Annotated in this window: 10 protein-coding genes; 3 read left to right on the top strand and 7 right to left on the bottom strand. The window is 52.3% G+C overall.

Features of this window, described 5'->3' with window-relative positions:
- Positions 1-9 precede the first annotated feature (9 nt).
- Positions 10-468, bottom strand: coding sequence for an Lrp/AsnC family transcriptional regulator (locus On2M_RS09710; RefSeq protein WP_003021649.1), 459 nt, complete (start codon positions 466-468; stop codon positions 10-12).
- Between the two features lie 116 nt (positions 469-584).
- On the opposite strand from On2M_RS09710, the gene On2M_RS09705 reads away from it, so the two are divergent.
- Positions 585-1640: a PLP-dependent cysteine synthase family protein gene (locus On2M_RS09705; protein ID WP_219608505.1), complete on the top strand. Its 1056-nt coding sequence runs from the start codon at positions 585-587 to the stop codon at positions 1638-1640.
- A gap of 50 nt (positions 1641-1690) precedes the next feature.
- Here the strand turns inward: On2M_RS09705 and cof are convergent, their stop codons facing one another.
- The gene (cof, locus tag On2M_RS09700; RefSeq protein ID WP_187252912.1) at positions 1691-2509 is read right to left on the bottom strand and encodes an HMP-PP phosphatase; all 819 of its coding nucleotides are present in this window, start codon (positions 2507-2509) and stop codon (positions 1691-1693) included.
- A gap of 145 nt (positions 2510-2654) precedes the next feature.
- Here cof and On2M_RS09695 point away from each other — a divergent pair, with 145 nt between their 5' ends.
- Both On2M_RS09695 and queC read left to right on the top strand, forming a co-directional pair.
- Positions 2655-4355 carry an SgrR family transcriptional regulator gene (locus On2M_RS09695; RefSeq protein WP_187252913.1) on the top strand — a complete coding sequence of 567 codons (1701 nt, stop codon included), beginning with the start codon at positions 2655-2657 and terminating at the stop codon, positions 4353-4355.
- Positions 4356-4419: 64 nt separating this feature from the next.
- Positions 4420-5115, top strand: coding sequence for a 7-cyano-7-deazaguanine synthase QueC (gene queC, locus On2M_RS09690; protein WP_151224863.1), 696 nt, complete (start codon positions 4420-4422; stop codon positions 5113-5115).
- Positions 5116-5172: 57 nt separating this feature from the next.
- Here the strand turns inward: queC and fadM are convergent, their stop codons facing one another.
- The 5 genes from fadM to lon all read right to left on the bottom strand — a co-directional run bounded on the left by fadM (position 5173) and on the right by lon (position 11176).
- Complete coding sequence (fadM, locus tag On2M_RS09685) at positions 5173-5571, bottom strand: long-chain acyl-CoA thioesterase FadM (RefSeq protein WP_003021636.1); 399 nt, start codon at positions 5569-5571, stop codon at positions 5173-5175.
- 106 nt (positions 5572-5677) lie between these two features.
- Entirely contained in the window at positions 5678-6052 is a 375-nt protein-coding gene (locus On2M_RS09680) for a helix-hairpin-helix domain-containing protein (RefSeq protein ID WP_151218629.1), read from the bottom strand.
- A 146-nt stretch (positions 6053-6198) separates the two neighbouring features.
- The gene (ppiD, locus tag On2M_RS09675; protein ID WP_210904723.1) at positions 6199-8073 is read right to left on the bottom strand and encodes a peptidylprolyl isomerase; all 1875 of its coding nucleotides are present in this window, start codon (positions 8071-8073) and stop codon (positions 6199-6201) included.
- A 267-nt stretch (positions 8074-8340) separates the two neighbouring features.
- Positions 8341-8631, bottom strand: a complete 291-nt coding sequence (gene hupB, locus On2M_RS09670) for a nucleoid-associated protein HU-beta (RefSeq protein WP_219352570.1) — start codon at positions 8629-8631, stop codon at positions 8341-8343.
- A gap of 190 nt (positions 8632-8821) precedes the next feature.
- The gene (lon, locus tag On2M_RS09665) at positions 8822-11176 is read right to left on the bottom strand and encodes an endopeptidase La (RefSeq protein ID WP_016152052.1); all 2355 of its coding nucleotides are present in this window, start codon (positions 11174-11176) and stop codon (positions 8822-8824) included.
- Positions 11177-11310 lie beyond the last annotated feature (134 nt).

Raw genomic sequence — 11310 nt, 5'->3', positions numbered from 1 at the left:
CCGGGAGAATTATTCAATAGGGAGAGCTGTTGTGTATTTAATCTGTTCCATCGCAAAGCTGGAGGTGACGTCAGACAAGCCCGGTACGCTGTTCACCAGGCGTTTATAAAATTCATCGTAGCTTTTCATATCAGCAACCTGCACTCGCATCAGGTAGTCATACTCCCCTGCCATACGCCAGAACCCCAGTACTTCCGGCATACCGGTGACTTCGGTAACAAAGCGGCAATACCATTCGCTGCTGTGGTGCTGAGTTTTGATCAGCACAAACGCGGTTAAGCCCAGCCCCAGTTTTTCGGGGTCCAGCAAAGCGACTCTACCCAGCAGAACACCGTCATCCTCGAGCCGTTTGAGGCGTTTCCAGCAGGGGGTGGTAGTCAGATTAACGGCATCTGCTAACGCCTGCAAAGAAAGGGTGCAGTCCTGTTGCAGTAAGCCAAGCAGCTTACGGTCAATTTTGTCTAACATATCCACTCCACAGAGAAGAATTTTCTCCTTACATTCTATTTTAAAGGCTAAATGGCAACAATTTTTTCCGTGCTTTTCGCTATTCTGGGCACAAAATGACAAATGGATATCCATTAATTATGAATAGCTCCTGGGTTAAAAACGCCATCAATGAAATCAACGCGGATTATCAGCGTTCTGCGGATACGCATCTCATTCGTCTGTCGCTACCGGCGTTTCCGGGTATTCAGCTCTATTTGAAAGATGAGAGCACGCATCCTACCGGGAGCCTGAAGCATCGTCTGGCGCGTTCACTGTTTTTGTACGGACTGTGCAATGGCTGGATCAAAGAAGGCACCACCATTATTGAATCATCGTCCGGTTCAACGGCGGTCTCTGAGGCTTATTTCGCCCGACTGTTAGGACTGCCGTTTATTGCCGTCATGCCTTCCTGCACCGCGAAACGTAAAATTGAACAGATTGAATTTTACGGCGGTCGCTGTCATTTCGTGGAAAGCGCCTGCGAAATCTATGCAGCCTCTGAACAGCTGGCGCGTGAGCTGAACGGTCATTACATGGACCAGTTCACTTATGCTGAGCGCGCCACCGACTGGCGCGGCAATAACAATATTGCCGACAGCATTTTCCGTCAGATGCAGTGCGAGCCCAACCCCGTCCCCCGTCATATCGTAATGAGCGCCGGAACCGGCGGCACTTCAGCAACCATTGGCCGTTATATTCGCTGTCAGGGCTACGACACTCGTCTGATGGTAGTAGACCCGGAGAACTCGGTTTTTCTGCCCTTCTGGCAGGAGCGCGATGCGACATTGCGCAGCCCGGTCGGAAGCAAAATCGAAGGCATCGGTCGCCCGCGTGTCGAACCGTCCTTTATTCCTGACGTAGTTGATGAAATGCTGCGCGTACCGGATGCCGCAAGCGTGGCGACCGCGCACTGGCTGGAAACGCAGCTGGGTCGTAAAGTCGGCGCCTCAACCGGCACCAACATGTGGGGAACGCTGCAACTTGCCGCGCGCATGCGCAACGCCGGAGAAACGGGTTCACTGGTGACGCTGCTGTGTGACAGCGGCGAACGTTATCTGGAAACCTACTACAACCCGCAGTGGGTCGACGCGCACATTGGTGATTTAACGCCGTGGAAAGCAGAACTTGCCCAGTTGCTGAATACACACTGAGCAGACAAAAAAAAGCCAGACGCGAAGTCTGGCTTGCTGGAAGGGATCTCTCATTCGGGGGAATAAGGTAGATGCGGATTGTCCAGCCAATGCGTCAAAAAGTGTGACACCGCCTGATTACGGCAATGCCCAATCACCGATAAATGAGGCAGTTCAGCCATCAGTTGCGGCATTGCGTTACCCATAATAAGACCACGCCCAACGCTGCCTAACATTTCGCGATCGTTCATAGCATCGCCAAATGCCATACACTCGGCCATTGAATACCCTAAGTGGTCACTCAACACCGCCAGCGCGGATCCTTTGTTACAGCCCAGCGGCAGCACCTCGAGGCAATCAAACGCGGAGAAACAGAGATGCGCCTGTTCTCCCAGCGCTTCATTCAGTTGAATGCGCAATTGGATCAGAGACTCATGATCGCCACAGAAACAGACCTTCGTTACCTGATGAGCCGGAATACGTTTCACATCGACGATCTGGTAGCGAAATCCGCTATATACATGCGCCTGTAATAGCGAGGGGATCTCTTGTCCGGTGAACCAACCGTTGTCATTAAAGACATGCATGCTGGCGGTGGTATCCCATTTCTGATGTAACACGATATCCGCAACATTCGGATCCAGATCCTGTCGGTGCAACACATCGCCCTCCTGGGAGTGAATGCGCGTGCCGTTACCGGTGATCAAAAAGGCGTCCAGTGAGATCGAACCCAAAATATGGCGCATTTCCAGCACATGGCGGCCGGTGGCAAATGTCAGGGTGATATCGCGTTCACGCAGGCGCGCCAGCGTTGAAAGCGTTTCGTCACCTAAATGGTGATTCGGCATCAAAAGGGTGCCATCCATATCAAATGCAGCCAGACGAGCCATTTCTTTCTCCACACTGTGACGCGGTTAACTTGTGATTCAGTATCACCTGAGATATACGGAAGTAATAGTGAATAGATAAAATGAATTGTTCCGGGTTTATCTGCGCAAAAACCGTTAACGGGCCATCCTGAAGGATCAAGTATCAATGCGTCTGCTTAATCGCCTGAACCAGTACCAACGCCTGTGGCAACCGTCGCACGGCGAACCGCAGTCGGTGACCGTAGGGGAACTGGCCGAACGTTGTTTTTGCAGCGAGCGCCACGTACGCACCCTGCTAAAGCAAGCTCAGGATGCTGGCTGGCTGGAGTGGCACGCCCAGTCGGGGCGCGGGAAACGCGGGCAGTTACGCTTTTTGGTGACGCCAGATTCCCTGCGCAACACCATGATGGAACAGGCGCTACAAAAGGGAGAACAGCTTAGCGTGCTGGAGCTGGCTCAACTGGCACCGGGAGAATTAAGAACGTTGCTACAGCCGTTTATGGGCGGTCAGTGGCAAAACGACACGCCAACCCTGCGTATTCCCTATTACCGCCAGCTTGACCCTTTGCACCCTGGATTTCTCCCCGGCCGCGCGGAGCAACACCTCGCCGGACAAATTTTCTCTGGCCTGACCCGGTTTGACAGTAATACGCAACGCCCCTGCGGTGATTTGGCCCACCACTGGAATATCTCCGCCGACGGTCTGCGCTGGGATTTCTATATTCGGTCCACCTTGTACTGGCATAACGGCGATGCGGTCAGCAGCACGCAGCTACATCAACAATTGCTGAAGCTGTTAGCGCTACCGGCATTGAATAAGCTGTTTATCAGCGTAAAGCGTATTGAGGTGACGCATCCCCAGTGCCTGACCTTTATTTTGCATCGCCCCGATTACTGGCTGGCGCATCGTCTGGCAAGCTACAGCAGTCACCTTGCGCATCCTGCATACCCGGTTGTGGGTACTGGCCCGTTTAGGTTGACACTATTTACTCCTGAGCTGGTGCGTATCGAGAGTCACGATCACTACCATTTGAGACATCCGCTACTAAAAGCCATTGAATACTGGATAACCCCGCAGCTGTTCTCTCAGGATTTGGGCACCAGCTGTCGCCATCCTGTGCAAATTGCAATTGGTAAACCCGAAGAGCTGCCAATGCTAAGCCAGGTGAGCAGCGGAATCAGCCTCGGTTTTTGTTATCTCACGCTCAGAAAAAGCGCACGCCTGAATACGCAGCAGGCCCGTCGGCTGGTCAATATTATCCATCGTTCTTCCCTGCTACAAACGCTTGAGGTGGATGAAAATCTGATCACGCCAAGCAATGCGCTGTTGCCAGGATGGACTATCCCACAATGGGATGAGCTGGACGAGGTAGCGCTACCGGAAAAACTGACGCTGGCTTATCACCTGCCGGTAGAACTGCACGCCATGGCTGAACAGCTTCGACTGGCGCTGGCACAGCTCGGCTGTGAATTAACCCTTATTTTTCATAATGCTAAAAACTGGGATGGCGAGCATCCTTTAGCTCTGGCCGACCTGATGATGGGCGACAGATTAATTGGCGAAGCACCTGAATATACGCTCGAGCAGTGGCTGCGCTGCGATCAACTCTGGTCACACGTATTGAGCGCACCAGCATTTACTCATCTGCAAACTACCCTGGATGCCCTGCAAATCCAGGCCGATGAAGACGATCGTCATGCGGCCTTACAACAAGTTTTCGCCACGCTGATGCATGACGCAACCCTGACGCCGCTGTTCAATTATCACTATCGTATCAGCGCGCCACCGGGCGTGAACGGCGTACGCCTGAATCCTCGCGGCTGGTTTGAGTTCACCGAAGCCTGGCTACCGCCCCCGTTGGCATGAAGAAGCTGGTCGGCGACACGCCCAGGCGCTACCATAAGGGTTTTGTTATTTGTCAGGAAAAGCCATGAAACGTGCCGTTGTTGTATTCAGTGGGGGCCAGGACTCCACAACCTGTCTGGCGCAAGCGCTACATCAATATGATGAAGTACATTGCGTAACCTTCGATTATGGTCAGCGCCATCGCGCTGAGATCGATGTCGCACGTGACCTGGCCTTAAAACTCGGCGCACGCGCGCACAAGGTACTTGATGTCACGCTGCTCAGCGAACTGGCCGTCAGCAGCCTGACCCGCGATAATATTCCGGTACCTGATTACGAACCGGATGCGAACGGCATTCCCAACACCTTTGTGCCAGGACGCAATATTCTGTTTTTAACGCTGGCAGCAATTTACGCATATCAGGTACAGGCAGAGGCGGTCATTACCGGCGTGTGTGAAACGGATTTCTCTGGATACCCGGACTGTCGCGATGAGTTCGTCAAAGCGCTGAACCATGCCGTGAGCCTGGGGATGGCGAAAAATATCCGCTTTGAAACCCCGCTGATGTGGATCGATAAAGCCGAAACCTGGGCGCTGGCTGACTACTGGGGTAAGCTGGATCTGGTACGTGAAGAAACGCTGACCTGCTATAACGGCATCAAAGGTGACGGTTGCGGACACTGTGCGGCGTGTAATCTGCGCGCCAACGGCCTGAACCATTATCTTGCAGATAAACCGGCGGTGATGGCGGCAATGAAGCAGAAAACCGGGTTAAAGTAATGTGTTGAGTGATGCCGGATAGCCTTTGCTTATCCGGCCTGCAGACACTTGCAGCCACTACTGCACCATCTGCTCCAGCTTTTCGCGTAACTCCCCTTCCAGCGGCAGCGCTTTTTGCGTTTTCAAATCAATACAGACGAAGGTTATCAATGCGTCTGCCACCACCTGCCCTTCCGGCTCCAGGGTAATTGTCTGGTTTAACACCCCGCTTTTGCCATTTAATTGCTGAACCTGGCTGGTAATGGTCAGCAGGTCGCTGAGTACCGCTGGACGGCGGTAGTTAATATTTATATTCACGACCACAAAAGCGATATTGTGCGCAGTCATCCATTGAAAGCTGTCGCTGTTTTCCAGACCATCCCAGCGGGCTTCTTCCAAAAACTCGAGATAGCGGGCGTTGTTGACGTGCTGATAGACATCAAGATGAAAACCACGGACTTTGATTTGTGTTTGCATAGCGCAGAAACCTTAGGTTGTTTTTATAAGAACATACTTTAGGGTAGAGAGGTCATAACTGGTATGACCTCTCTAGTCTGGCAAATTTTCAGCGCTGTGCAAGTTATTAAAGTGTTAAAACTGCCAGGTTACGCTCCACCAGCGAACTGCCCATACCCGGTACCTGCTTTAAGTCCTCCACCGTTTTAAACGGCCCGTACTCCTCACGATAGCTCACAATCGCCTGTGCTTTCTTCAGGCCGACACCGTTCATGACTCGCGCTAAATCCTCCGCGGAAGCGCTGTTGATGCTTACCCTGGTGCCTTCATCGTCGCTTGCCTTAGTCGGCAGTGTGGCTTTGCTTTGTGCCGCCCCTGAGGTCTCCGCTTTAGTTTGTACCGCCTGACTTTTGGCGACAGGCTCTGCAGCCAGTGCGCTTTGAGCCATGCCAGCACAGGTCAATGAAAGGGTGATAAGCAGAGCTTTGATTCCATGTTTCATACTGTTTTCTCCTTGTTTGTTAACAGTGGAATCACGATAGCGAGGTGCAGTACGGCAGACAAACAGCAAATATCAGAATTGGAAAAGGCCGCGAAAGCGGCCTTTGGGGGATACAACTTTTTGCAATTTTTTGCGAGCAGCCTCGGTTATTGCTGCTGATCCAGCGCATCACCGATTTTAATTTTTGCCGCTTTGCGCAGGTTGCTCATTAGCGCTTCGAAGACAATCTGCGCGTTGTTCTGGGTAATCCCCTGTACCATCGCTTTCTTCTGCGCTTCAGGCATAGAACCGGCTTTCACCTCGTCCAGCGCCAGCAGAACAACGTTGCCCTGCATGTCGTTTGCCACGCCGTAGCTCGGTTTATCCTTCGTCGGCAGAGGCAGACTAAACGCAGCCTGGCTCAGCGGATCCTGACCAGTACGGCTCAGGGTTTTCGCTTCACCAAAGCTCAGACCCGCCGCTTTCATGGCTTCATCGCCTTTACCGGCCTTCAGATCCACCAGCAGTTTATCAGCATCCAGCTTCGCCTGTTGCACTGCTTTATTGTGCTTAACAAGCGCAGTTACCTGCTCTTTCACTTCCGCCAGCGGCTTAACGGCTTCGGCTTTGTGCTCTGCAATACGCAGGACAAATGCGCGATCGCCATCCACGGTGATGATGTCAGAGTTGCTGCCAGGCGTTCCGTTCTCGCCAACCAGACCGCCATTGAAAATGATGTCTGAAACAGGTTTGAAATTCAGCTCTTCCGGCAGGCTGTCACGGCTAAACCAGCCCGTTTCAACCGCTTTCATACCTGCTGCCTGCTCTGCACCCGCCAGAGATTCGTTATCGTTGCTGGCCGCATCGCTGACTTTCTGTTGCAGCGCATAGTATGCATCCAGCGCTTTTTCCTGCTTCACTTTCGCCGCAATGTCGTCACGGGCTTCGCTCAGCGGTTTAACCTTCGCAGGCTGTACGTCATCAAGACGCGCAACGAGGAAACCAACGGAAGACTTAATCACGCCAGACAGCTGACCTTTTTCTTTCAGACCGGCATTCTTCAGCTCGTCCGGGGTGGTGGAATCTTCCAGCCATCCCATGTCCCCGCCTTTGCGCGCAGAGATGATGTCAGCAGATTTTTCTTTTGCCAGCGCAGCGAAATCACCACCTTTGTTCAGCGCGTCCAGTACTGCTTTGGCTTCATCTTCCGTTTTGGTCTGAATGATGCTGTAGCGGTTACGCTGCGGCTGCGTGAACTGGTCCTGATGCTGGTCATAGTAAGACTGAATATCAGCATCGCTGGCCGTCTCCTGCATTGCTGCAGCATCCAGCTTGATGTAGCTCACACGGAACTGTTCCGGCGTCATAAAGTTGTTTTTATTCTGCTCGTAGTAGCTGGAAATTTCCTGCTCAGTAACAGACTGCTTCGCGGCCAGAGCGTTAACGTCAATTGTCGCCTCGCGCACGATACGCTGCTGTGCAACCAGCGCTGCCAGCTCATCCGTTTCACCTTTGAGCATAAAGTCCGTACCGGCAACGCCGTTAATCAGCTGCTGGGTAGTAAGCTGATTACGTAATGCCTGTGCGTACTGATCCGCGGTCATGCCCATCTGATTAACAATCGCGTTGTAGCGGTTGTTATCAAATTTGCCATCGACCTGAAAAGCAGGCGTGGCAAAAATAGCCTGCTTAATCTGATCGTCGCTGATATTGAGCTTAAGCTCGCGGGAATACTGATCCAGCAGCGCTTCGTCAACAAGACGATTCAGCACCTGCTGACGCAGCGTTTTCATGTAGCCTTCGTTCGCGGCCAGCTCGGAGTATTGATCGCCCAGCTGTTGCTGCATGCGGTTACGTTCACTGTTGAACGCATTCTCGAACTGCCCGCGGCTGATCTCCTGGCCATTCACTTTGGCGGCGAAGTTATTGCCCCCGCCAATCAGGTAACCACTCACGCCGGTCAAAATGAACGACACGATAATGATACCGAAAATAATCTTGAGCACGAGACTGTTAGCAGCCGTGCGTAAGCTGTCCATCATGGTGTAACCACACTCCGCTGTAGATGACTATACGCGTTATCTCTCAAGCCGCCTGCGCGTTGACACAACAACGGCGGCAAGGATTTTGAGTATATATGCTTCACGCAGCATAGCGTTTCCTGAACGCTGCGCACAAAGGCCTATTGTGACAAGAAACAGGGGTAATTGTCAGCCCACAACACGTAGAAAGTACCGGAATTACAAATAAAAAAGGCACATCAGTCGATGCGCCCTTGTACTTCGTCACATCCCCAAAGGGGAAATCACTTAGTTTACCGCGTCTTTCAGTGCTTTACCTGCACGGAAGCCCGGTACTTTAGCCGCGGCAATGGTGATCTCTTTACCTGTTTGCGGGTTGCGACCAGTACGGGCAGCACGCTCTTTAACGGCAAAAGTACCAAAACCTACCAGCGCTACGTCATCACCTTCTTTCAGAGATTCGGTAACAGAAGCAATAATTGCATCTAACGCACGTCCAGCCGCAGCTTTAGAGATATCAGCCCCTGCAGCAATTTTGTCGATCAGTTGAGATTTATTCACTCTTCTCTTCCTCTTTATAATTTATATCGCACATGAATCCTTCAAAGTGCGAACGCGCAGCAGTTATATCAGGCCTGCCATGCCCTTACAACACCCGTTAATGATGGCAAGCCCAATCCGTCATCTAAATTAGCTATACAAAAAAAGGCTGGCAAGTCCGAAATGGCCTGCCAGCCCAGTTTTTATTAGTGCTCTTTGCGCGAGGTCACTATTTTGCGGTCACAACCTGCATTCCGGAGGGTTCATTTTGCAACGCGAGAGTCAGTACTTCCTCAATGCGTTTCACCGGATGGATGTCCAGATCGGCAATCACGTTGTCCGGAATCTCTTCCAGGTCACGTTTGTTTTCGTCTGGAATTAAGACCGTTTTAATACCACCACGGTGTGCCGCCAGCAGTTTTTCTTTCAAACCACCGATCGGCAGAACCTGGCCACGCAGGGTGATCTCGCCGGTCATCGCCACGTCGGCGCGGACCGGGTTACCGGTCAGGCAAGAAACCAACGCGGTACACATGGCGATACCCGCACTTGGACCATCTTTCGGCGTCGCCCCTTCTGGAACGTGAACGTGGATGTCGCGTTTTTCGTAAAAATCCGGATTAATACCCAGTTTTTCCGCACGCGCACGCACCACAGTCAGCGCAGCCTGAATGGATTCCTGCATGACTTCACCCAGCGAACCGGTGTAGGTCAGCTTACCTTTACCCGGTACGCAGGCGGTTTCGATGGTCAGCAGATCGCCGCCCACTTCCGTCCACGCCAGACCGGTCACCTGGCCCACGCGGTTTTCGTTGTCCGCACGGCCATAGTCAAAGCGCTGTACGCCCAGGTAGTCGTGCAGGTTGTCGCCGTTGATCTCAATATGTTTCAGTGACTTATCAAGCAGCAGCTGTTTCACCGCTTTGCGGCACAGTTTGGAGATTTCGCGCTCCAGACTACGCACGCCCGCTTCACGGGTGTAGTAACGAATAATGCCTACAATGGCGCTATCGTCGACCGTCAGTTCACCTTTTTTCAGCGCGTTACGCTCAATCTGTTTCGGCAACAGGTGACGTTTAGCAATGTTCAGCTTCTCGTCTTCGGTATATCCAGACAGACGGATCACTTCCATACGATCCAGCAACGGGGCCGGAATATTCATGGAGTTAGAGGTCGCAACAAACATCACGTCGCTGAGATCGTAGTCCACTTCCAGATAGTGATCGCTGAACGCCACGTTCTGCTCTGGATCCAGCACCTCAAGCAGTGCGGAAGCCGGATCGCCACGCATGTCAGAAGACATTTTGTCGATCTCATCAAGCAGGAACAGCGGGTTTTTCACGCCTACTTTGGCCATTTTCTGGATCAGTTTACCCGGCATTGAACCGATGTAGGTCCGGCGGTGACCACGAATTTCAGCCTCGTCACGCACGCCGCCCAGGGCCATACGGATGTATTTACGCCCAGTAGCTTTAGCAATGGACTGTCCCAGAGAGGTTTTACCCACCCCCGGCGGTCCTACCAGACACAGAATTGGGCCTTTGATTTTGTTTACACGGCTTTGTACCGCGAGATACTCAAGGATACGGTCTTTGACGCGTTCCAGACCGTAATGGTCGGTATCGAGGATTTCCTGCGCCTGACGCAGGTCTTTTTTGACCTTACTACGCGCATTCCACGGCACCTGTACCATCCAGTCGATGTAACCACGCACCACGGTCGCTTCCGCCGACATCGGAGACATCATTTTCAGCTTCTGCAGTTCTGCTTCCGCTTTCTCTTTTGCCTCTTTCGGCATTTTCGCCGCGTCGATCTTACGCTTCAGCGCTTCGTTTTCGTCCGGCGCGTCGTCCATCTCGCCGAGCTCTTTCTGAATCGCTTTCATTTGCTCATTCAGATAGTACTCACGCTGGGATTTTTCCATCTGCTTTTTCACGCGGTTGCGAATGCGCTTCTCAACTTGCAGCAGATCGATTTCAGACTCCATCATCGCCATCAGATATTCCAGACGTTCGTTAACGTCGGACATCTCCAGCACGGACTGTTTGTCAGCCAACTTCAGCGGCATGTGCGCTGCGATGGTGTCCGCCAGACGCGCAGGATCGTCAATGCTGTTCAGCGACGTCAGCACTTCTGGTGGGATTTTCTTGTTCAGCTTGATATAGCCTTCGAACTGGCTGATAGCAGTACGTACCAGCACTTCCTGTTCGCGCTCATCAATAGCAGGCGAGTCAAGGTACTCCGCTTTCGCAGAGAAGTGCTCGCCATTGTCAGACAGCGCTGAAATACGCGCGCGCTGTAACCCCTCGACCAGCACTTTTACGGTGCCATCAGGCAGTTTCAGCATCTGCAAAATAGAGGCCACGGTCCCGACGGTGAAAAGATCGTTTACACCCGGCTCATCCGTTGACGCTTCTTTCTGCGCGACCAGCATGATTTTTTTATCATGGTCCATAGCCGCTTCCAGACAACGGATAGATTTTTCCCGCCCTACAAATAAGGGTATGACCATGTGCGGATAAACCACCACATCGCGCAACGGCAATACGGGGATTTCAATGCGTTCAGAACGCTCAGGATTCATAGAGCTCTCTCTTAGTTTAGTTTCCGCCAGGTAATCAGGTGGTACGACTGTGCTCCACACCACCTTTAACATGTATGTCAGTATATGGGGATGTTTCCCACACATTCAACGCCATGTTTACGGAAAAATAAAAG

Source organism: Citrobacter sp. On2M (assembly GCF_018035235.1).
Lineage (GTDB): Bacteria > Pseudomonadota > Gammaproteobacteria > Enterobacterales > Enterobacteriaceae > Citrobacter > Citrobacter meridianamericanus.
Note: the sequence above shows the minus strand (reverse complement) of the source record. Positions and strands in the feature narration are given on the sequence as shown.